We start from the raw sequence: 21,614 nt of genomic DNA, 5'->3' as shown, positions 1-21,614 counted from the left end.
ACCATCTCGGCCCATCTACCAGCTCCAGCCGCCCCACGGGCGGCGCTCCTGTTTGGTGGAATGGCGTCGGGGTGGCCAGGGCGGGCGGTTGCTCTAACAACCGCCCCAACCCGCTTTATACCCACACGGACAGCACTCCTGCGAAAGAAAAGCCAGCACCCAAATTCCATTGCTTGATTGTTCGGGCAAGTTTCTGTTTTTTGGAGCTGGACTAAAGCGTGATATCTCATGATTGACCTCCCGATAGTTCGGATGGAGTCTGCGCATCAATTTGTCGCGTCTGGGACTCTCTAAAGTCAGATTGAGATAATATGGACCATTCTTTTATTTGAATTTGGGTTTTATTTTTAATCTCGCCGCGAGATGAAAACTTCACAGTCTTTACGGCCCCACGAACCCAAACATAGGTACCCTTAATTACCAACTGGGCTATCTCTTCAGCCTTTTTACCCTGAGCAAAACAGTGGTGGTACTCGGCTATAGAAACCCAATCGTTAGCCTCATTGCGGAAACGTTCGTTAGTTACCACATCCAAATCAATTAATATGCGATCCTTAACTTTACGTATTTCTTCAATCTTGGAAACGGATCCAATGAGTTGGATTTCATTCAAGCTAAAGCGAGTGAGATTACGACTTAGTGCAATTGAGCTCATAGCATCCCCTCGAGTAACGCCTTCAAAGTCTTAGCTTCAGAATGGTTGAGAACAATATGTTTAGCCGCCTTATTACCAAGCTGGAGATCTAAGTTGCGAATAAATCCATTAATCGCAAGGCGGGTTTGCTTATTTGAGGTCGGTTTTTTGGATGGCTCACCAAGCTCTGTATCTATATGCGATTCTGATGAATTATCAGGACTGCTAGCCTCATTACCTTTGATAACGGGTTCATCACTATTGGTGGCCGATGCAATTTCTTTGCTGGCTTTAGTTTCCGAAACAGCGAAAGCAACTATTTTTGTTTTTGCATTATCAAGATGTGAGGCTGATTCCATGGCCACATCGTTGAAAATGATTTTGACGTCGCTAGCATTTTCCACAATAGCTTGCGCGCCTTCTGGAGAGATATTGGCGATCTGACTAAGTCCAGGGTTCTCGGAAATTAAGGCCGCTGTATTAACTGATTTGAGAGCACTCAGAATTTGAGCCTGTGTAAGTAATTCAGAATCCCGCACCAATTGAGTCGCTAGATCAGGTGACTTCTTGTAAATAGAGGTTAGGTTATATGCCGACAGGACTCCTCGTATAACGCCACTACGAAGGGCATCGTGAATGAACTCAGGCGCATCTAAAATGGCCAAATGTTTACCTACATAGTCTTTTGACTCATTTAACTGATCAGCGATATAAACATTGGATTCACCCTTGTCTTTACGGCTTTGGATAAAGCGCGCGATATCAAGAGGTGATAAATCTTCGCGTTGGGTATTCTCTGTTACTTGAGAGTAATCATCAAAAGTTACTACATTAACTCTGACAATCGCTGGAATTTGCGTGAGTCCTGCCAATACGCTCGCTCTATAGCGACGTGCTCCTTGGATGATTTGATATTGCGCAATGCCAGTGCCCAACGGTTTAACAGCAATGGGTTGCTGCACGCCACGACGCAAAATATCTTGTGAAAACTTCTCAAGATCAGCCTGGTCAAATTGTTTGCGTGGTTGATCCGGATCCTCGTGAATATCATTCAATGGAATGGATATGACAGAAGCAACTTGGTTATGAGGGTTGAGCGGAACATCAAATGCCCCCAGGTCAAATGTTTTGAGTGGTGCCGGCTTACTCATGAGCACCTCCATCAACAGAATCTAACTGCGCTACGAATGCGCTATCATCTGCCGCATCTGTTTCTGGCGAATATAGATTTGCAATCTTTAGGGTTTTCTTCGTGATTAAGTTTTGCTGCGCCCGAATAGTCGAAATGTAGTCAATTTGACCTTCTAACTGCATTAAGGAAAGCAAACGATCCAGTACATTTTTTAGTCTTGGCCATGTTTCCCTGGCTCCAGAATTACTTGTTGCCAGGGCCTGCAAGGAAACGCCTGCGCCCTGCGCCTGACGAATGGATTCACGCTCAGGAATCAACATAAGTCTGTCATCTTGGTCACGTAAAAAATATTGGCCATGTGATTTTCCCAGCTGCTGCAGCGCCTCTTTTTGCTTGGGAGATGATTTGGCTTGATTCGGCAAGAATCCTAAAAAATCTAATGAAGGATTCACAGACCCCTTGATACGCAAAACGCCTCTTGGTGAACTTAGGGTGTCGCGCATACCCTCTACGCTCTCTTGGGCTAACTGTATTGGCGATAGGACGTAATCGCATAACGCCAATGCCATCGTTACGCGTATATCTTGTGCTGGCGGCCCATCAATAATGCAAAGGTCGTAAGATTTTTCTACGGCCTTAAAAAATCGCTCTAGACTTTGATGCGACAGTGTGGCCAATTCGATGCGCTGTCCATCATGCTCGGATGTGGTCCTTGCCTTTTCAACCAGCTCCTGCGTGAGCTGTGTATCGGCTGGTACAAATGCAAATTCTGGTGTTGTTGAAGGGAATGCCTTATTGAACAAGACTTCTGAAATTGAAAAATCTAATTGCGTGGCAACTTTTCCTCGCAATAGGAAGTTTGTGGTGTTGCCCTGATCATCTAGATCAAGTACAAGAACACGAAGTCCGAGTGAATGCGCGTAAGTAGCAAGCTGGCAGGTAATGGTGCTTTTGCCAACCCCTCCTTTGCGGATAGATATAAAGAGTTTTTTCATTGGATGATGCATGTGTCCCTCCCTTGGGGTCGTTGAGAAATTTGCGGAGGGAGACTCAGCCAGCTCAGGCCAGACCTCCTTCCAGTCTGGTCGAAACCGAGTTTTGCTAATTTGAAAGAGGTCCTCTATGCGCTCGGCACAGATTGATGGCACTTCTACATCGCCAGCGGCCCATTGCGTAATGAGCCCTGAGCTAACTTGAAGAATGCAAGCCAGGCCATCTTGGCTACCTGCAGCAGAGATGGCTTCTGCCAAGGCATCTGATAAAATGCTCTTGGCAAGCTGTGGTGAATGTTGATTTGTCGCCACTACCATGAATTGGTAATGGCTTGATCCCTAGAGTGAGATCGCTAGAACGCTAGGCAAACTATCTTGTAAGTCCGATATTAATGATTATACGCAAATAGATATATTAGGACTTGGGCTGGACAACGCCTTTTGGTGCAATATAAGGTTTCTTATAAAGTTTTAACCAACGTGCGCTTAAGCCCTCAGCAATCCAGGGCTTCTCATAAATCAAAGCAATATCAATGGCTGATAGCCCAAGGGAATTACGCGTTTGAAGATCAGCGCCTTCATCTAGCAATAGCTTAACTAGCTGTTCATTTCCGGATTGAACCGCCATCATTAAAGGCGTTGTATTGCTTGGACTTAAGGAATCAATAATTGCACCATTAGAGATTAAGTATTGGGCTACCTCTAAATTTCCCTTAGCGCAGGCGTAATGCAATGGAGTCCAGCCTATATGGTCTATCTTGGCTTTCCTGCCTTGAACTAGCGCCTTGACAACCGGTAGATTGCCATCAATGGATGCAATCATGAGCGGGGTTTCCCCAAACTTATTTGAGATATCAACGTCAGTTGCGTTATTTGTCAGTAAAAATAAAATAACATCATTGGACTTATCTCTAATGGCCAGATTGAGCATTAATTCGCCTTTTGGATCCAGGATATTGGGGCTCACACCCTTGGAAACAAGCGCTTTAACGGTAGAAACATCATTAAATTTGGCCGCTTTAGCAAATTCTGCCACTTGCTCGTCAGATTGCGCCAAACCCAAACCATTGAAACCAAGGAGTATGACTAAGGCCAATACTTTTTTATTAAACATATTTATCATGAATATTTTCTATCTATATGAAAACATTCATAAAAATTATTTGTAGTTTGATTTGCTAGAGCCTCAACTGAAACTCCCTTGAGGTCGGCTACAAATTCGCCAACCTTAGAAACCCATGCGGGCTCATTTGTCTTGCCGCGATATGGAATTGGAGCCAAGTAAGGCGAATCAGTCTCAATCAGCATTCGACCCAAGGGCACCTGTCTGCAAGTTTCTTGGAGATCTTTAGCGCTCTTGAAGGTAACAATCCCCGAAAAGGAGATGAAAAACCCCATTTCCATGGCAGCTTTTGCAACTTCATAAGATTCTGTAAAACAATGCATCACCCCGCCTACTTGCTGAGCGCCCTCCTCTTTGAGGATTTTGATTGTGTCTTGCGATGCTGAGCGAGTGTGAATGATCAAAGGCTTCTTTGAGGCAATCGAAGCCCGAATATGGGTTCTAAAACGTTCTCGTTGCCACTCCATAGATTCATAGCTGCGATCACCCATGCGGTAATAATCAAGCCCCGTTTCGCCTATAGCGACGATTTTGGGGTGCTTCAGAGCCGTTTCTACTAAAAAATCAAATGTAGGCTCTGGGGTGTCTTCGTAGTCAGGATGGACGCCCACTGATGCAAACAGATTTGGATGGTCCTGGGCTAACTTCAATACATTTGGAAAGTCAGGTAAATCAACCGATACGCACAAAGCATGACTCACTTTGGCAGACCGCATATTACCTAAAACCTCTGGAAGCCGGGATTGAAATTCTGGGAAGTCGAGATGGCAATGGGAGTCTATGAACATGACTGGCTATTTTAGACTGCCTAAGCTGGTTTTATGCCCCAAAAATCTGTTGATATTGAGAAAGCAATGCCTCTAACTGGATTCTATTCGCTAAAGGGTGATTTTCATGACGTCGGGCCTGAATAAGTGACTTCCAATACTGAAGTAATTTTTGGACATTGGCCATTTTTGATAAGCCCTGAAGGGTTGATAAGTGCTTAGGGTAATAACGCGGATTGCCGCCCTGAGTTACTGACTGCAAATCAGAAATCCAGCGCTGCATGCTAGCCAATAAAAAGGAATACTGGGCTTTATGAGTCTTCTCGGCCGTTTCGAGCCAATTTATCCTAACGCCCTGAGCCATAGATTGGAGTAAATAACGCGAAGCTTGGATTGATATGGTCAGCTCGTCCTTATCGTCCTTGTTGTGTCTAGCAAGAAGGGAATCGAGAACCGAAAAAGGAGCCCCACCTTGTTCATCATAGACTGTCTCAATATCAGCATCGCTCGCTTTTAGTCCGCTGACTTGATTTAATTGGGCCTTCAACCAGCTTAGTCCTTGTTCGCGATCTGGGCGAGGAGCGGTCAGGAGGCGGCAGCGTGAGTGTATCGTTGGTAAGACACGATCTACTCGATCAGCTAGCAAAATAAAAATAGTATTTGCTGGAGGTTCTTCAAGGGATTTTAATAATGTATTCGCAGAGTCTGGGCGTAACATTTCTAATGGGTAAATCAGAATGACGCGATTACCACCGCGGTGAGATCCAATGGAAAGATTTTCAATGGCATGACGAGTTTCTTCTATCGAGATATTTTTCTTCTCTTTTTTTTCGCTTGATTCGCCGTCATCATCGCGCGCTGCTTTTCCTCTTTTGGGTGATTCGTCACCCTCATAGTCAGCATGGGGCAATAGTTTGCGATGCGTTTCAGGTACGAGGGATATGAAGTCAGGATGATTTCCGGTATCAAACCAGTGACACGCCTCACATTGATTGCATGGCTTTAGCGCAACGCTAGCTCTTTCACAAAGCAAGGCCTTTGCAAGCTCTACCGAAAAGGCAAATTTTCCGATCCCAGATTGGCCATGCAACAGAATGGCATTTGGAAAATTGGCAAAGTCCAACCCTTCCCATAGGGGTTTGAGCCATGGTGCTATTTGATGTTCCCGTTTCACTTAAGGAGCAATCTGAATCAATTTCAAGCCATTCCAAATGGCTTCAGGAGTCTGGGTGGCATCCACTAGATGAAAGCGTTCCGAATCATTCCGGGCTCGACGTAGGTATTCCTGGCGAACTCTTTCGAAAAAATCCAAATCCATCTTTTCAAATTTGTCTGGAGCGCGTACCTTCGAGCGTCGCGCTTCTGCAATCTCTCCCGGCAAATCGAACAAGATCGTTAAGTTGGGCTGTAAGAGTGAGCCATCGGGACGACCCTGTACCCATCGTTCTAAGTCATTCAATTTATCCAAACTTAAACCGCGACCACCGCCCTGATAAGCAAAGCTAGCATCTGTAAAGCGATCAGAGATCACAATTTTGCCTGCAGCAAGAGCGGGCTCAATTACCTGGGCAATATGCTCACGACGTGCAGCAAACATTAATAATGCCTCTGTCTCTAAATTCATGGGTGCTTCTAAAAGTAGATTACGCAGTTGCTCGCCAAGAGTAGTGCCTCCCGGCTCTCGGGTCATGACCACTTCTTTATCGGAATAGCGCTCTTGCATGAGCTTACGAAATGCATCCACATGTGTACTTTTGCCTGCACCATCGATACCTTCGAAGCTAATGAAATAACCGGTTTTTGTTGATGTCATATTTAAATGAATTTAGTTGGCACTATTTTTAGGTGCAATTTTGCGTTGATATCGATCTACCGCTGTTTCATGCTCTTTTAGGGTTTGAGAAAAGTGGCTGCTGCCATCTCCCTTAGCCACAAAGAATAAAGCATTGCTTTTAGCGGGGTGGGCAGCTGCCAAAATGGATTCTTTACTAGGCATTGCTATGGGGCTAGGAGGCAAACCTTTGTACATGTAGGTATTGTAGGGAGTGTCTTTACGTAAATCCGCTTTCCGTAAATTACCATCAAATTTAGGCCCAATCCCATAAATCACCGTAGGATCAGTTTGAAGTGGCATTCCTCTATCAAGACGGTTAACAAATACGGCTGCGACCAAATTTCTATCACTAGTACGCCCGGTTTCCTTTTCAACAATAGAGGCCAAGACTAATAATTCATAAGGTGTTTTGAGGGGAAGCCCCCCTTCTTTTTGATCCCATATTTGGGATAGTTGTTTTTGCATACCTTGCGCTGCCCTACGATAAATATTGATATCAGGTTCATCTGGATCAAATAAGTAGGTATCGGGTAGAAAAATTCCCTCGTCACTAGGGTAGCTCAGGTTCAGACTCTGCAACAATTCTTTATTGCTCATGCCTTTGGTTTGATGAATGAGTGCCGAGTGAGAATCAACAAGGCCTCGAAGCTGCCAAATAGTCATCCCTGGAATGATTGCGATACTTTCCCTTACTCGATCACCGCGAGCAATTTGCAGGAGAATCTTTCCAAGACTTCCCCCAGTCGGGAGTAGATAAGTTCCCGGCTTTAGTTTTGAGCCAATAAATAAGCTTCTAGCTGATAAATGCAAGACCAAGGAATTGATAGATAGGCCTTGCTCGCTCAGCTGATGGGCAATACTGGACAAGCTTGATTGCGGAAGAATCTTAACCTTGTATATGGCCGCATCTTCAACATTAGACTTATTGGGGACTGCAGGAAATAAAAAAATGCCCCCATACAGAAGACCCAGCAATACAAACAAAAGGACTAACCAATACTTCAGACCGCGATCCGAAGGCTTCCTCTTGTTAAATAATGATCTGCTCTGAATTTTTCTGCTCATCGGGCTATGATAAAAGGGTGATGACAAATAACCCGCAAATTCAGCAAAACTGGCTGAATACCCCTTCTTTCCTGCCCTGTAATCTGCCGCAATGGGGCTTAATCCTCATTGAGGGTCCTGATGCTGCCAGTTTTTTGCAAAATCAACTTACAAACTCTGTTCTAGGGCTCAATCGCATATTACCGGGAAGGATTGCCCAAGGTGAAAACGCAGTTCGTTTGGTAGGCTATTGCAGTCCTAAAGGTAGGCTATTGGCAAGTGCCTGGGCTGGGCTATTTCCAGCAAGCGCAGAAGGTGAAGAACGCTATGCTTTATTCATATCAAAGGATATTGCTGCCAGTATTGCTAAGCGTTTGTCGATGTATGTATTGCGTTCAAAAGTAAAGGTTCTTGATCTATCTTCGGAATGGGAAATTGCTGGACTTTACGGAACAGATAAACAAATTTCTGATTTTAAATTTAATGACAATTGCATTGCATTACGAATGCCAGATGTATTGGTGGGGAATCAAGCCGTTGCTCGACTGCTTGTAGCTAGCCCAAAAGATTATTTACTTGACTCGACCAATACACTTGAAGCACTTGGAGCATGGAATGTACTTGAGGTCTTAAGTGCAATTCCGAGAATTGTTCAAGCAACGCAGGAGCAGTTTGTACCGCAAATGATTAATTTTGAATCTGTTGCTGGTGTTGATTTTAAAAAAGGGTGCTACCCCGGTCAGGAAATAGTCGCTCGCAGCCAATACCGCGGTGCTATTAAGCGGCGATTGCAACTTGCTCACCTCAATACTAATGAATTAATCGATAGCTTGGCTGTTCCAGGGGTGGAGCTTTTTAACTCTAAAGATCCTAGCCAGCCTGCAGGAATGGTAGTTTTATCGGCAAGGAGCCTAAATGAGCCAGAACGAATTGATCTACAAATTGAATGCAAGCTAGAAGCGCTTGAAGATGGCGAAATTCATCTTGGTAGCGCCCAAGGACCTGTGTTAAAAATAGATTTATTACCCTACCCTTTAATTGAAATTTAATTACCTCTTATGTGTCTTGTCCTTTTCGCCTGGAATGCTCATCCAGACTACTCGCTGGTAGTGGCGGCGAATCGCGATGAGTTTTATGAGCGCAATACCGAAGGGGTTGCATGGTGGCCAGAGCATCCTCATGTATTGGCAGGTAGAGATAGGGCTGACGTTTTAGGCAGCCCTGGCACCTGGCTTGGATTCACAAAAACAGGGAAATTTGCGGCCTTAACAAATGTTCGGGCACCTAGTGAAAAAAATCCTGACTCCAGAACACGTGGTGAATTATCTTTACTGTATCTCACCGGCAAAGATGGACCCACTGATTTCATTCAAGACAATACAAAACGTTTTCAACAATACAACGGCTTTAATCTTTTGATGGCTGATCTGAGTAATCCAGAAAACGCTGAAATGCATTGGGTGAGCAACCGTATGATGATGGGCCAAAGCATCCGTCCACGTAAGGTCTTTCCAAAACAGGCCCTAGAGCCGGGTGTCTATGGGTTATCCAACGCCATGCTAGATACTCCATGGCCCAAAGTAAATCATCGCGTTGCCGCGTTTGCCCAAGCATTGGCAATGGATCAAGGCAGGCTCAAAAATGCAGATCAGTATTTAAAGCTATTGGCCGATAGTCATCATGCCAGTGATAATGAACTTCCTAATACCGGCGTTAGTAAGGAATGGGAGAAGGCGCTTTCTCCTGCTTTTATTAAAACCGCTGCTTATGGAACGCGCTCCAGCACCGTTCTCAGAGTTCGCAAAGACGGTCAATTTGAACTTGTGGAGCGGCGATTTGATGCTTCGGGAACCGTGGGCCATGATGTAGTGACTGGCGCCCTTAGTTCGGCATCTGGTTCCAATTTATCCGTTTAGCCTTAAACAGTTCGTCCGTCATCGTTTATGACGCGTTCACCATCAGCATTGCGAGTCGCCAAACGCTTCAAATACTTGAAAGTGCCAGTAGCCATGCAGCACACTTCACCCTGATCGTTATATAGCTTAGCCTCGCAAAACGCCATTGTTGCCGTTCTTCGTACGGTATCCGCTTTAACCCTTAATACACCAGTCGCAGCTTGCATGAAATTATTTTTCATTTCAATAGTGACAACGCTGCGGTCACCAGGATCGCCAGATCTAGCGGCTACAGCCATAGCTACATCCATCAGCGTTAATAAAACACCGCCATGCGCAACCTCCCAAGTGTTGTTATGTTCTGGCTTGAGGGCGAGCAAAATTTCACCTTTACCCATTTCGGCGCTTAGGCAGCGAACACCTAAAAGCTTTAAAAAAGGAACGTTTAATTCCTCGCCTAAATTAGCGAGTTGGGTTTGGGGATTCATTTGGACTTGTTTGTTCATAGGTCAATTTTAAAGGCATGAACGCAATTTGGGAAATCCCCCTAGAATAGCCCTCATGGCCTTTACTTTAAGCGGTGATGACGTCTGTCAAACCACCCTACCAACACCTGTACCTGATCCCTATTGGGTTGCATTTTCACCTTCGTCTGCAAAATTAGCAGGCATCCCTCTTGACGAAAACGAATGGCCAACTGACAAAGCTTGGCTGGAAGTTTTGTCTGGAAATCAATTAAATGCTGGCGGTCATCACTTTTCAAATCCCATTGCAACAGCCTACAGCGGCCATCAATTTGGTGTGTGGGCAGGACAATTGGGAGATGGTCGTGCAATTTTGCTTGGTGATATTGCAGGACAGGAGTTGCAACTTAAAGGAGCGGGCAAAACTCGCTTCTCTCGAATGGGTGATGGAAGAGCCGTTCTCCGCTCTTCCATCAGGGAGTTTTTATGTAGCGAGGCAATGCATGCACTAGGAATTCCTACAACGCGAGCATTATCAATTATTGGATCTGATTTACCGGTAAGAAGAGAAACCATGGAGACTGCGGCGGTTTGCGCGCGGTTGGCGCCAAGTTTTATCCGGGTTGGGCATTTTGAGCATTTTGCTTCGTTACAAAATCACGCGCGTTTAAAGGAGCTTGCCGATTCTTTAATCCAAGCCCACTACCCTGAATGTCTTCAAGCTGAAAACCCATATTTAGATTTATTCAAAAAAATCTGTGAACGTAATGCCAAACTTGTAGCGCAGTGGCAGGCGGTTGGCTTTTGCCATGGTGTTCTCAACAGTGACAATATTAGCGTTCTAGGCTTAACTATTGACTATGGCCCATTTGGATTTTTAGATCATTTTCAAATCGACCATATTTGTAATCATAGCGATCAGGGTGGGCGCTATGCCTATCATCGACAGCCTCAAATCATGCATTGGAATATGGCTTGCCTAGCTAGCGCGATGATTCCACTGGTTGAACTCGGGTGTGACGAAAAAGAGGCGCAAGATCAACTGCGTAAAGCGCTTGAAGAATTTCCAATAATCTACGCTCACACTTGGCAATCTTTGTTTCGAAAAAAACTTGGATTTACTGTCGAAGAGGATGGAGATATAACGCTAATAGAGCGACTATTGCAGGCCATGCATGACTCAAAAGTAGATTTCACTAGCTTTTTTCGACGTCTTGGTGAACTGAAGATAGATGCACTTATCAACCAAATTTCATTGCGGAATGACTTTGTTGACCGCGATGCTATTGAACAATGGTTTTCTGAATATCTAGCTCGCCTAAAGAGGGAAGGTAGCAACGATTTATCGCGTCAGATATCCATGAATCAAGTAAACCCAAAATATGTGTTGCGAAATCATCTGGCACAAGAGGCTATAGAACTGGCGCAGAAAAAAGATTTCTCCGAGGTGGCCAAACTTCTCAATATTTTGAGCAGGCCTTTTGATGAGCAACTAGAGCACGAAGCTTATGCCTTGGCACCGCCACCAAACATAGATTCTATTGAAGTAAGTTGTTCATCGTAAGTTAATGAACTGACAAATAATTTCCCTGGGATAAAGATGAAAAAAACAGATCAAGACTATCGACAATCATTGAGTGATATTGAATATCGTGTCACTCGTGAAGCTGCAACAGAGCGCCCTTTTACTGGAAAATATTGGGATCATTGGGATCAGGGTCGATATAAATGTATTTGCTGCGACACTCCACTCTTTCTCTCGGACACCAAGTTTGATGCTGGGTGTGGATGGCCTAGCTACAACGCACCGGAAGTTGAATCCTCCATCAAAGAGATTCGAGACACCACTCATGGCATGATTCGAACAGAGGTCCGTTGCGCTAATTGCGATGCCCATCTGGGGCATGTTTTTGAAGATGGTCCAATGCCTACTGGATTGCGCTATTGCATAAACTCTGCATCTCTGAATTTTGAGCCTGGTACCAACGCTATACCTACTAAAACAGAGAAATAAGCAAATAGCTGGATAATCCATTTATGAAATTCTTATTTGACCTATTCCCCATAATCCTTTTTTTCATCGCCTTTAAGTTTGGTGATATCTATACCGCTACTATCGTTGCCATGGTCGCTACCATCGGTCAGATCCTGTGGGTTTATTACCGCCATCGCAAAATTGACGCCATGCAATGGGTAAGCCTGGTGATGATTCTGGTTTTTGGCAGTCTCACCATATTCCTACATGACAAAACATTCATTCAATTAAAGCCTACTGCGCTTTATTGGCTTTTCTCTGGTGCTCTTTTTATCAGCGCTCAGTTTTTTCAAAAAAACTGGATACAAGTATTAATGGGCAAGCAGATAACACTCAAAGAAAAAAATGCCCATTCTGTTTGGCGAAGTCTTAATATGGCATGGGCAATATTCTTCTTCTTCATGGGCGCACTCAATCTTTATATAGCCTTTAAATATTCGGAAGAAACCTGGGTCAACTTTAAATTATTTGGCAGTACAGGCTTGTTATTAGTATTTGTTATTGCCCAAGGCATTTGGCTCTCTAAACATATGGAGCATCCAAGCGAATGAGTATTAATCAGCAACGTATAGCTGCATTTGAAGAAGATCTTCGCAAAGCTTTTCAGGTTGAGGTCTTAAACATTATTGATGAAAGTCATCTTCATGCTGGCCATGCTGGAGCGGCCAGCGGCGGTGGTCATTTTCGATTAGAAATTGTTGCTCCAGAATTTAAGGGTTTAAACCTAGTAGCTCGTCACCGAGCTGTCTATGCTGCATTAAATAGGCATATTCCAATTGAGATCCATGCCCTCACTATCAATGCCTTAGCCCCTGATGAAGTAATCAACTAAGCCTGTTTTAAAATAGCACTACTTTCTTTAATTAATACCTAAACTACCATGTTCAATACACGTCAAATATTCTCGATCAGCATACTTAGCGCTGCCCTTCTTTCTGCAAATGTGATGGCACAAAATGCAGTAATCGTTAATGGTAAATCCATACCTAAAGCGCAATTAGACAAATTAGTGCAACGCTCTGGTCAACCCGATAATCCACAAGTGCGTGATCAAGCTCGTGAAATGTTGGTAACGCGTGAATTGGTTTTACAAGAAGCTGACAAGCGTGGTGTAATTCAAAAAGAAGTGGTTCGCGAACAACTTGAACAAGCGCGTATAGGCGTTTTGATTGCTGCAGTCTTTGAAGACTATGTTGAAAAAGAAGGTGTTGCAGAAGCCGACTTAAAAGCAGCCTATGAATCCGTTAAAGCACAATATACCGGCAAGGAATATCACGTAGAGCATATCTTGGTGGAAAAAGAATCTGATGCTAAGGCTATTACCGCTCAGTTAAAAGCTGGTGCAAGCTTTGAAGAGATTGCAAAAGCCAAATCACTTGATCCTGGCTCAGCTAAAAATGGTGGTGATTTGGGCTGGGTTAGTGATAAAGCTTTAGTCCCCGAGTTCTCTAAGGCAATGGTTCAGCTCAAAAATGGTCAAATCACTGATAAGCCTGTGAAATCACAGTTTGGTTGGCACATCATCAAGATGATTGATACACGAGATGTTAAAGCCCCAAGCATGGAAGAGATGAAGGATCAATTAAAGCAAATGATCATGTCTGATAAAAACTGGCAAAAGGCCAAGTTCTCAGAGATGATGCAAAAACTGCGCTCTAAAGCAAAAATTCAATAGAAGGTAATAAAAGTATTATCTGGCGGGGTAACGTCGCGGTCTCAGTTTCTGGATTGCCATACCCGCTAGTCCGCATGCAAATGCGGACATCACAAAGACATCTCTTGGTTGGGATGCCTCCCATATCCAACCAGCACATAATCCACCAAGCGTGCCACCCAAGCCATAAGAAATGGTAGCCATTAAGGCCTGACCTCTGGCTTGTAAGGGCCCAGTGAACCAGCGCTGTAAAAGTTTTGTAGCGGCGCTATGGTGAGCGGCAAACGTTCCCGCATGCATCAGTTGCGCAATAATTAAGACGGAAGTGAATGGTAAAAAGGCAATCAATACAAAGCGAACCACTCCGATGCCAAAGGCGGCTTGCAATATCACCTCGGCATCAAGCTTACTCAAAACCTTACTTTGGAAGTAAAAGAAAATGACTTCCGCCATGACGCCCAAAGCCCAGAAAAGTCCAATCTGAAATTTATCGTAGCCTAGATCAGCAAGATATAAAGAGTAGAAAACGTACAAAGCAGCATGCGCAAAGATCATAAAGAATCCAGACACTAAGAACCACCGTACATCTGGATTAAAGAGCACAACCATAAGCTCGCCCTTGACCATTTTGCGACGCTCCATCTTTGGCTCATGCAGGCAAAAAGAAATTACAGCTAAAGCTAGCAAAACAATGGTGCCAACGATCGGATACATTTCAATGGACTTACGCTGAAATAACTCGCCTGCAGCAAGCACCATGATAATAAAGCCAATAGATCCCCAAAGACGTAAACGGCCATAGCGTTTATCAAATGAGTTGTCTTTATATAGCGCATGAATCGTAGCGGATTCACCCAGAGGCATTAAGCTGCTAAGGATAGTGTGCAGCACAAACATCCAGATGAAAAATCCAATGTAACTTTGCAAAAAGTAGATGCACAAGAACACAACTGCAGCAAGACAGGTACAGATTCGAATAATGCCAACCCGATTGGAAAGATAGTCAGATAGCCAGCCCCAGGAGAATGGACCAACAATTCTGGTTATCTGCAGCATAGACATTAACGCTGCAATCTCAATGACGCTAAAACCTCTGTCTAAAAAAAAGAGGCTGGCGTATGGAGATACCAGTCCAACATAGGCAAAATATAAAAAGAAAAAGGACCCGAAGGCCCAGCGAAGTGATGGCGTCATCTAATAAAACAGTTAATCGCGGTAAGCGCCGGGTTGAGCAGCCGGAATAGAGGCGATCTCAGGAACATCGGCGCACTGAGCGCGATGACGCAGAGCGTGATCCATTAAAACAAGAGCCAGCATCGCCTCCGCTATCGGAGTAGCGCGAATGCCAACACAAGGATCATGTCGACCCTTAGTTTGAACGGTAATTGACTTACCATTCAAGTCAACAGATTGCTTGGGACTCATAATGCTAGAAGTCGGCTTAATAGCAATTGAAACTCGCAAATCTTGGCCGCTACTAATTCCGCCAAGGGTGCCGCCTGAGTTATTGCTTGCGAAGCCATCAGGATGGAGCTCATCCCCATGTTCGCTACCACGTTGCGCTACAGATTTAAAGCCAGACCCAATTTCAACCCCTTTAACTGCATTAATGCCCATCATGGCATGTGCAATATCAGCATCCAACTTATCAAATAAAGGTTCACCTAGGCCAGCAGGAACATTGCGAGCGCGCACTTCTATACGTGCGCCACAAGAGTCCCCTGCTTTACGCAAAGCATCCATATAGCTCTCTAGCTGTGGAATGATTTCAGCGTTGGCGGCAAAGAAAGGGTTTTGCTCAATCTGAGATTCATCTTTAAAAGGAATTTCAAGCTCGCCCAATTGGCTCATGTAACCGTAAAACTCAGTGCCATATTTATCGTGTAACCATTTTTTGGCAATCGCTGCAGCAGCGACAACGGGAGCCGTTAAGCGAGCAGATGAACGGCCACCACCACGGGGATCACGAATTCCATATTTACTTTGGTATGCATAGTCTGCGTGACCAGGGCGGAAGGTTTGCAAAATATCGCCATAGTCTTGGCTGCGCTGATCCGTATTGCGAATCAATAATGCAATAGGCGTTCCAGTAGTCTTGCCTTCAAATACGCCGGACAGGATTTCAACCCTATCCTCTTCCTTACGTTGCGTGACATGCCGTGAGGTGCCGGGCTTTCGGCGATCCAAGTCTAACTGGATATCGGCTTCGGATAAATTCATACCCGGAGGGCAACCATCCACAACAGCCCCGATTGCGGGACCATGGGATTCACCAAAAGTGGTAACAGTAAAAAGAAGGCCTAAAGTATTTCCTGACATAACAACATTATGTCATTTGTCAGCAAATATTGGCTAGGAGAGCCTAGGGAGCTGCTTTTTCGGTATCTTCTGGCCAATCGCGGATATAGGCCTTGAGCATCGTATTTTCAAAGTCTTGGGCCTCCACTACCGACTTGGCTACGTCGTAGAAAGAAATAACACCCATCAGCATTTTTTGGTCTACTACCGGCAAATAGCGGGCATGGTCAACCAACATCATGCGACGGACTTCATCTATCTCGGTCTCCATATTGCATGTTAAAGGCTTTTGATTCATTACCGAGTTAACCTGAAGCCCTTCTAGCTTGCCGTGGTGTTTGGCTAAGGCAGCAATAACTTCACGGAATGTCAGAATACCGACCAGCTTGTCGTATTCCATAACAACCAAAGAACCAATATCGTGCTCGCTCATAACCAGTACCGCCGTTTGCAGCGCAGTATCAGGGGCTACTGTAAAAAGGGTACTTCCCTTAACGCGTAATATGTCGCGAACTTTCATTTGGTCTCCATAAAGCAATGCACTTATGACCCCAATATAGACTCAAGACCTCTTTGAATCAAGAGCTTAGGGGTAACTTTTAGTAACGAATAACCCTAATGACACCGCTGCGTATGTTCGGCAAGTTAGCCACCAGAACTGCTCCAGTCAAGGTAATCCACCAGGTTAAGTAAATCCACATCAGACCTAAAGGGAAGATAGCAAAAGCTCCATAAACCGTTTTGTAGAAGGCGGTATGACTTAGGAAGATGGCGAAACCGAATTTCATTAATTCAAAGGCTAGTGCAGCTACCAAGGCCCCAGCAAATGCATCTCGCCATAAAATCTTTGCATAGGGAAGGATTTTATAGACCACCGCATAAACAAGAATCGCTAGGCAAATTGGGGCAATTGTTGCGACCAGCTGAAAACCAAAAGATACAGCGCTAATCCATCCTTCCGAAGCACTAAACAAAACGCCACTTAAGTAGAGCCCAACGCCTAAGAGTATTGGGCCTAAAATTGTTGCTGCACTATAAATCACAATCTTTTTATACAAAGGTCGGCTAGCGGTAACTTTGAAGATTTGATTAAAGGCACCCTCAATCACGGCCAATGTCATGATCGTTGTAATGATGAGGCCAGCCAAACCTACGAAGGTTAATCCCCTTGCCTGTGATGAAAATTGATCTAAGTAGATAAATGCCTGCTGGTTTATGCCGCCAGGCATATAGGTATCTAAAAGCCAGGCCTTAAATGCATTTTTGACTTGGATAACGCTTGGGAGATAACCAATCATGATGGTAGCAATAGTCACCATAGGAACCATCGATAAAATGGTTGTAAAGGCTAGGCTGGCTGCAATTTGATTCAAATTTTGACCGCGATTGCGCTCCCAGATCTCTTTAGCCAGAGAGAGCCATAATCGGGGGTTACGAATAAGACGCATCGCCGTATCATAAGAGATCAATATGAACCAACACGATATTTTAGTTTTGTACTACTCCCGTTATGGTGCAACCAAGGACCTGGCACGGCTGATTGCCGAGGGAATAGAAAGCGTACCCGGAGCAAATGCCCGCTTAAGAACCGTACCCTCAATATCCACCGTTTGTGAAGCTACTGAGGCTGCGGTACCTCAAGATGGTGCTCCATATGCTGAATATTCGGACCTAAAGGAGTGCATAGGCCTTGCATTAGGCTCGCCTACCCGTTTTGGCAATATGGCTGCTCCCATGAAATATTTTTGGGATGGGAGCTCCTCCGAATGGCTCAATGGCGCTCTCATAGGAAAACCTGCCTGTGTATTTACGAGCACTGGCAGTATGCATGGAGGTCAAGAAAGTACTCTTTTAACAATGATGATTCCCCTTCTTCATCACGGCATGTTTCTTATGGGCATCCCTTATAGTGAGTCCGATCTCATGTCTTCGAATACAGGCGGCAGTCCCTATGGAGTGACACATCTTGCTCATGCGGATGGACGCGCGCCTATAAGCCCTGAAGAGCAGCGTCTAGCAAAAGCACAAGGAAAGCGTTTAGCTGAAACTGCATTAGCACTTCATCAAAATAAAAGGTAATGCACCAAGGATTCATCATGATTAAAAAGATTCTAAAAAAAAATCCTTACCAACTAATAGCTACAGCTGCATTTATTGATTTGTTTATTCTGTGTGTCTGCTGGGAGTGGTTCATTTCACCCTTACGTCCAGGCGGCTCCTGGTTGATTCTTAAAGGAATACCTTTGCTATTTGCCATTCCAGGAATATGGAAGGGTAAGGTTTACACCATGCAGTGGGCCTCCATGTTGATATTGCTTTACGCTCTTGAAGGCTTGGTTCGAATTCTAGAAACTGGCGCTAACTTTTGGCTTGCTGCCCTAGAAACCCTGCTCGCCATAATTGGTTTTGTTTGCCTGCTGATGTATTTAAAGCCAATTAAAAAAGAGGCCAAGGCACTAAAGAAGCTTTCAGCAAAGTAATCATGCAAAACTTGATTAATCAACTGTCTTTAGTTCTGGGGGAACAATTTATCCTCACTACAGATGAAGATAAAGCGCCCTACCTAACAGACTGGCGCAAACGCTATACCGGAAAGGCATTAGCAGTGCTGTTACCGAGCAATAGCTCAGAGGTATCAAGTATCGTCAGGCTCTGCGCTGAAAACCAAGTTGCTATAGTTCCTCAAGGCGGTCATACCGGCTTTTGTGGTGGCGCTACACCTGATAACAGTGGCAAACAAGTCATTCTCAATCTGAAGCGCATGAATCAAATTCGTGAGATCGATGTTGCCAATCAAACGATTACGCTTGAAGCGGGATGCATTCTACAAACGGTACAAGAAAAAGCTGCAGAGCAAGGCTTTTTATTTCCACTGAGTCTTGGTGCTGAAGGCAGTTGCATGATTGGTGGTAACTTAGCAACCAATGCCGGCGGCACAAATGTTCTGCGCTACGGCAATGCACGAGATCTCTGTTTGGGTTTAGAAGTTATAACAGCCAAGGGTGAAATCTGGAGTGGCCTTAAAGGATTACGCAAAGACAATGCTGGTTATGATTTACGCGATTTATTTGTTGGCTCTGAAGGTACGCTAGGTATCATCACTGCAGCAGTTATGAAGCTATATCCATTGCCAATTTCACAATGGACCACGCTGGTTGCCTGTGAAACTATTGCATCTTCAATTGCGCTCTTAAATTTATTTCAAAAACGTGCAACTTCTTTGCTAACTGGTTTTGAAATGATGACCCAAGAGTCTCTGGAGCTAAATGAAAAGCATTTTCCTCAAATGGCAAACCCTCTACAGGGAAAGCCGCCTTTTACGATTCTGATTGAACTCTCAGATCACGAAAGCGAGGACCATGTAAGACAACTACTTGAGGCTATCCTGGAAGAAGCTTTCGAGTCTCAGTTTATTAGCGATGCAGTCATTGCCAGTAATTTAAGTCAGGCAAATGCTTTTTGGCACATGCGTGAACACATTACACTTGCTCAGGCCGAAGAAGGCGCCAACCTGAAACACGACATCACCATTCCCTTATCGTCCTTGGATAGCTTTATTAAAGAAACAGATGCTTTAATGAGAAGCAGCTTCCCGGGCGTGAGAATCATTAATTTTGGTCACTTAGGCGATGGCAACCTCCACTACAACATCGCCCCTCCCCCAGGTGTCGATGCCAAGATCTTTAATGAAAACAACGAAAAGCCAATACATGAGCTTGTCTATGCACAAGTTGAGCGTTGTAATGGCTCCATATCCGCAGAACATGGGGTTGGGCAGCTTAAATTGGACGGCCTAAGGGCCCACAAGGGCGAAGTAGCCCATGACCTCATGAAGACGCTAAAAAGGGCCTTAGACCCTCAAAATATACTTAATCCCCATAAAGTTGTCTCTATTTAGAGAAAACAGCAGTTTTTTATTAAATATTTTGTAATTCATGTCATCTCGACCATATTTTCATGCGTTGTATGGTCATGGAGGTGACAAATATGTCAACAAGACTCAAACGTTGGGCCCGTGCAATTCAACAGATCGACTTGTCCAAAAGGACGCCTGAAGTAGCTATTGGCTATTTAGATAGCAAATATCGCGATATTGCATGGCGTTATATCCGAATCCTAGGCTTTGAGCGCACCATTAGCTTCATGGCTAGCAATAATTTTCACCCAGAGTGATATTTAAAAACCCTAAATAATTGATTTACTTAGGGTTTTTTGTTTTATCCGCAATAAACCAGCAGGTTTACCTAAAGAATTCCTTGGCTTCTGCTATCAGTAGCTCTGGAACCTCTTCGGGGATGTAATGTCCGCTTGGAACCGCCCTTCCCGAGACCTCGATGGCGACTTCCTTCCAGTCGTCTATTGGCTTAAAGCATTTATTCACTAAGCCATGTTCGCCCCAAAGTACTTTTAAGGGCATTTGCAGCCTCTGATTAGCAGCACGATCGGCACGATCATGAATCAGGTCAATGGTGGCCGCAGCGCGATAGTCTTCACACATTGCATGCATACTTTGTGAATTGGCGGCTCCAGCTAAGTATTCGGCCCATCGCTCTGGTGAAAATATGCCCGTTCCCGCATGCCGACCCATATGATTTTTGAGCCAAAACTCTGGATCGGCTCCAATCAATGTTTCAGGGACTGGCTCTGGTTGAATCAAGAAGAACCAATGCCAATAGCCTTTAGCAAACTCCATCGTGGTGTTGTCATACATCTTTAACGTAGGAGAAATATCCAACACCATTAATCGCAAAACACTTTCCGGGAAATCCATTGCCAGTCGATGAGAAACTCTTCCCCCTCTATCGTGTCCGAGTAAGAAGAATTGATCAAACCCTAAACTCTCCATCAATGCATGCTGATCTGCTGCCATTGATCGTTTTGAGTAGGTAGTGTGATCTGCCTCTCCATGGGGCTTAGATGAAGATCCATAACCCCTTAGGTCGGCAGCAACCACTGTGAAGTGTTTGGCCAATTCAGGGGCTACCAGGCTCCAGATTGCCTTAGTTTGGGGAAAGCCATGAAGCAGCAACAATGGAGGTCCACTACCGCCGATTAGGTAGGAGATTTCAATAGAACCATCTGGCGTGCTAGTAGAAAACTTTTTAGATTCAAAGCCAGGAAAAGAAACAGCCATCATTTACCCAATAAAGAAGAGCCCCCTAAGAGACTCTTGTAATTAAAAGACTATCTATTGGCCATAGCCTGAATTTCGGCCACAGTCACATATCCCTTATTTGTAGAGTCAATGTAACTAAAGTGGTCATAAATCCTAGGCATACATCCCTCGGCATCTTCTTTAGTCAACCTACCATCATGATTGGTGTCGCATTTAGCAAAACGCTCAGCAATCTCTTTATCACGTGAAGCATCATCTGCATGGGCGATGAGCGGAACAAATATGAATAAATTGAAGCCAAAGAGAACAATCAACTTAGAGAGTAATTTCATATTATTTTTTAATTACCAGTTGGTGTCGGCATCGCGGAAGTTTCCATTGCGGACCTAACAACCTTCTTGGCCATGGCTACAAATGAATCAGCAGATCCCGAATTGGTTCTAAATGACTCACCTTGGGGTCGGCACAGAAAACGGAAAAAATCGTACGCTAAGACTTCTCTAGCGGCCGTAAAGGTCGGTATTTATTGGGCCCTAGTTTGGCGCCCAGCCAAACGTAATCCCCGGTCAAGTTGACATGTTCCCAACCCAGAGGCGACAAGTATTGGAATAACTCTGCATCGCTTG

Annotated in this window: 26 protein-coding genes; 11 read left to right on the top strand and 15 right to left on the bottom strand. The window is 44.5% G+C overall.

Annotation, left to right across the window (positions count from 1 at the left end; all coding sequences use genetic code 11):
* Window positions 1-226: 226 nt before the first annotated feature.
* From ICN48_RS10570 to mltG, 8 genes are all read right to left on the bottom strand, one after another.
* A complete protein-coding gene (locus ICN48_RS10570) occupies window positions 227-655 on the bottom strand; it encodes a single-stranded DNA-binding protein (protein ID WP_216153653.1) in 429 nt (142 codons plus the stop codon).
* Window positions 652-1,785, bottom strand: coding sequence for a ParB/RepB/Spo0J family partition protein (locus ICN48_RS10565; RefSeq protein WP_216153652.1), 1,134 nt, complete (start codon window positions 1,783-1,785; stop codon window positions 652-654). The genes ICN48_RS10570 and ICN48_RS10565 overlap by 4 nt, the downstream gene beginning before the upstream one ends.
* A complete protein-coding gene (locus tag ICN48_RS10560; RefSeq protein ID WP_216153651.1) occupies window positions 1,778-3,070 on the bottom strand; it encodes an AAA family ATPase in 1,293 nt (430 codons plus the stop codon). The genes ICN48_RS10565 and ICN48_RS10560 overlap by 8 nt, the downstream gene beginning before the upstream one ends.
* A gap of 103 nt (window positions 3,071-3,173) precedes the next feature.
* A complete protein-coding gene (locus tag ICN48_RS10555; RefSeq protein WP_216153650.1) occupies window positions 3,174-3,881 on the bottom strand; it encodes an ankyrin repeat domain-containing protein in 708 nt (235 codons plus the stop codon).
* Window positions 3,878-4,669: a TatD family hydrolase gene (locus ICN48_RS10550; RefSeq protein ID WP_216153649.1), complete on the bottom strand. Its 792-nt coding sequence runs from the start codon at window positions 4,667-4,669 to the stop codon at window positions 3,878-3,880. Before ICN48_RS10550 ends, ICN48_RS10555 begins: the two co-directional genes overlap by 4 nt.
* A gap of 31 nt (window positions 4,670-4,700) precedes the next feature.
* The gene (locus ICN48_RS10545; RefSeq protein ID WP_216153648.1) at window positions 4,701-5,822 is read right to left on the bottom strand and encodes a DNA polymerase III subunit delta'; all 1,122 of its coding nucleotides are present in this window, start codon (window positions 5,820-5,822) and stop codon (window positions 4,701-4,703) included.
* Window positions 5,823-6,461, bottom strand: a complete 639-nt coding sequence (gene tmk, locus ICN48_RS10540; protein WP_216153647.1) for a dTMP kinase — start codon at window positions 6,459-6,461, stop codon at window positions 5,823-5,825.
* A 12-nt stretch (window positions 6,462-6,473) separates the two neighbouring features.
* Window positions 6,474-7,547: an endolytic transglycosylase MltG gene (gene mltG, locus ICN48_RS10535; RefSeq protein WP_216153646.1), complete on the bottom strand. Its 1,074-nt coding sequence runs from the start codon at window positions 7,545-7,547 to the stop codon at window positions 6,474-6,476.
* A 20-nt stretch (window positions 7,548-7,567) separates the two neighbouring features.
* Between mltG and ICN48_RS10530 the strand changes: the two genes are divergently transcribed.
* On the top strand, window positions 7,568-8,575 hold the full coding sequence (locus ICN48_RS10530; RefSeq protein ID WP_216153645.1) for a folate-binding protein YgfZ: 1,008 nt from the start codon (window positions 7,568-7,570) through the stop codon (window positions 8,573-8,575).
* Window positions 8,576-8,584: 9 nt separating this feature from the next.
* Window positions 8,585-9,442 (top strand): NRDE family protein, encoded by an 858-nt coding sequence (locus ICN48_RS10525; protein WP_216153644.1) that lies wholly within the window; start codon window positions 8,585-8,587, stop codon window positions 9,440-9,442.
* Window positions 9,443-9,444: 2 nt separating this feature from the next.
* Here ICN48_RS10525 and ICN48_RS10520 read toward each other — a convergent pair whose 3' ends face one another.
* Entirely contained in the window at window positions 9,445-9,927 is a 483-nt protein-coding gene (locus tag ICN48_RS10520; protein ID WP_216153643.1) for a PaaI family thioesterase, read from the bottom strand.
* A gap of 55 nt (window positions 9,928-9,982) precedes the next feature.
* On the opposite strand from ICN48_RS10520, the gene ICN48_RS10515 reads away from it, so the two are divergent.
* The 5 genes from ICN48_RS10515 to ICN48_RS10495 are packed head-to-tail and all read left to right on the top strand — an operon-like array spanning window position 9,983 to window position 13,595.
* Window positions 9,983-11,449 carry a YdiU family protein gene (locus ICN48_RS10515; protein WP_216153642.1) on the top strand — a complete coding sequence of 489 codons (1,467 nt, stop codon included), beginning with the start codon at window positions 9,983-9,985 and terminating at the stop codon, window positions 11,447-11,449.
* A gap of 30 nt (window positions 11,450-11,479) precedes the next feature.
* Window positions 11,480-11,899 (top strand): peptide-methionine (R)-S-oxide reductase MsrB, encoded by a 420-nt coding sequence (gene msrB, locus ICN48_RS10510; protein ID WP_216153703.1) that lies wholly within the window; start codon window positions 11,480-11,482, stop codon window positions 11,897-11,899.
* 23 nt (window positions 11,900-11,922) lie between these two features.
* Window positions 11,923-12,471, top strand: coding sequence for a septation protein A (locus tag ICN48_RS10505; RefSeq protein WP_216153641.1), 549 nt, complete (start codon window positions 11,923-11,925; stop codon window positions 12,469-12,471).
* The gene (locus tag ICN48_RS10500) at window positions 12,468-12,752 is read left to right on the top strand and encodes a BolA family transcriptional regulator (RefSeq protein WP_216153640.1); all 285 of its coding nucleotides are present in this window, start codon (window positions 12,468-12,470) and stop codon (window positions 12,750-12,752) included. Before ICN48_RS10505 ends, ICN48_RS10500 begins: the two co-directional genes overlap by 4 nt.
* 48 nt (window positions 12,753-12,800) lie before the next feature.
* Window positions 12,801-13,595, top strand: a complete 795-nt coding sequence (locus ICN48_RS10495) for a peptidylprolyl isomerase (RefSeq protein WP_216153639.1) — start codon at window positions 12,801-12,803, stop codon at window positions 13,593-13,595.
* Between the two features lie 15 nt (window positions 13,596-13,610).
* On the opposite strand, the gene ICN48_RS10490 is transcribed toward ICN48_RS10495, so the two are convergent.
* The 4 genes from ICN48_RS10490 to ICN48_RS10475 form a co-directional block, all read right to left on the bottom strand.
* Window positions 13,611-14,768 carry an MFS transporter gene (locus ICN48_RS10490; RefSeq protein ID WP_216153638.1) on the bottom strand — a complete coding sequence of 386 codons (1,158 nt, stop codon included), beginning with the start codon at window positions 14,766-14,768 and terminating at the stop codon, window positions 13,611-13,613.
* 12 nt (window positions 14,769-14,780) lie between these two features.
* Window positions 14,781-15,893, bottom strand: a complete 1,113-nt coding sequence (gene aroC, locus ICN48_RS10485) for a chorismate synthase (RefSeq protein WP_216153637.1) — start codon at window positions 15,891-15,893, stop codon at window positions 14,781-14,783.
* A 43-nt stretch (window positions 15,894-15,936) separates the two neighbouring features.
* A complete protein-coding gene (locus ICN48_RS10480) occupies window positions 15,937-16,392 on the bottom strand; it encodes a CBS domain-containing protein (RefSeq protein WP_216153636.1) in 456 nt (151 codons plus the stop codon).
* Window positions 16,393-16,471: 79 nt separating this feature from the next.
* A complete protein-coding gene (locus tag ICN48_RS10475) occupies window positions 16,472-17,320 on the bottom strand; it encodes a YhjD/YihY/BrkB family envelope integrity protein (RefSeq protein WP_216153635.1) in 849 nt (282 codons plus the stop codon).
* 22 nt (window positions 17,321-17,342) lie between these two features.
* On the opposite strand from ICN48_RS10475, the gene wrbA reads away from it, so the two are divergent.
* From wrbA to ICN48_RS10455, 4 genes are all read left to right on the top strand, one after another.
* On the top strand, window positions 17,343-17,951 hold the full coding sequence (gene wrbA / locus ICN48_RS10470) for an NAD(P)H:quinone oxidoreductase (protein WP_216153634.1): 609 nt from the start codon (window positions 17,343-17,345) through the stop codon (window positions 17,949-17,951).
* A gap of 17 nt (window positions 17,952-17,968) precedes the next feature.
* On the top strand, window positions 17,969-18,352 hold the full coding sequence (locus tag ICN48_RS10465) for a DUF2069 domain-containing protein (protein WP_216153633.1): 384 nt from the start codon (window positions 17,969-17,971) through the stop codon (window positions 18,350-18,352).
* 2 nt (window positions 18,353-18,354) lie between these two features.
* A complete protein-coding gene (locus ICN48_RS10460) occupies window positions 18,355-19,770 on the top strand; it encodes an FAD-binding oxidoreductase (RefSeq protein ID WP_216153632.1) in 1,416 nt (471 codons plus the stop codon).
* An 89-nt stretch (window positions 19,771-19,859) separates the two neighbouring features.
* Window positions 19,860-20,045, top strand: a complete 186-nt coding sequence (locus ICN48_RS10455) for a hypothetical protein (RefSeq protein ID WP_015420997.1) — start codon at window positions 19,860-19,862, stop codon at window positions 20,043-20,045.
* A 67-nt stretch (window positions 20,046-20,112) separates the two neighbouring features.
* On the opposite strand, the gene ICN48_RS10450 is transcribed toward ICN48_RS10455, so the two are convergent.
* The gene (locus tag ICN48_RS10450; protein WP_216153702.1) at window positions 20,113-21,006 is read right to left on the bottom strand and encodes an alpha/beta fold hydrolase; all 894 of its coding nucleotides are present in this window, start codon (window positions 21,004-21,006) and stop codon (window positions 20,113-20,115) included.
* A gap of 50 nt (window positions 21,007-21,056) precedes the next feature.
* Entirely contained in the window at window positions 21,057-21,320 is a 264-nt protein-coding gene (locus ICN48_RS13775) for an EF-hand domain-containing protein (RefSeq protein ID WP_216863795.1), read from the bottom strand.
* Between the last annotated feature and the right edge of the window lie 294 nt (window positions 21,321-21,614).

This window comes from Polynucleobacter sp. JS-Safj-400b-B2 (assembly GCF_018881975.1).
In the GTDB taxonomy this organism is placed as follows: domain Bacteria; phylum Pseudomonadota; class Gammaproteobacteria; order Burkholderiales; family Burkholderiaceae; genus Polynucleobacter.
Note: the sequence above shows the minus strand (reverse complement) of the source record. Positions and strands in the feature narration are given on the sequence as shown.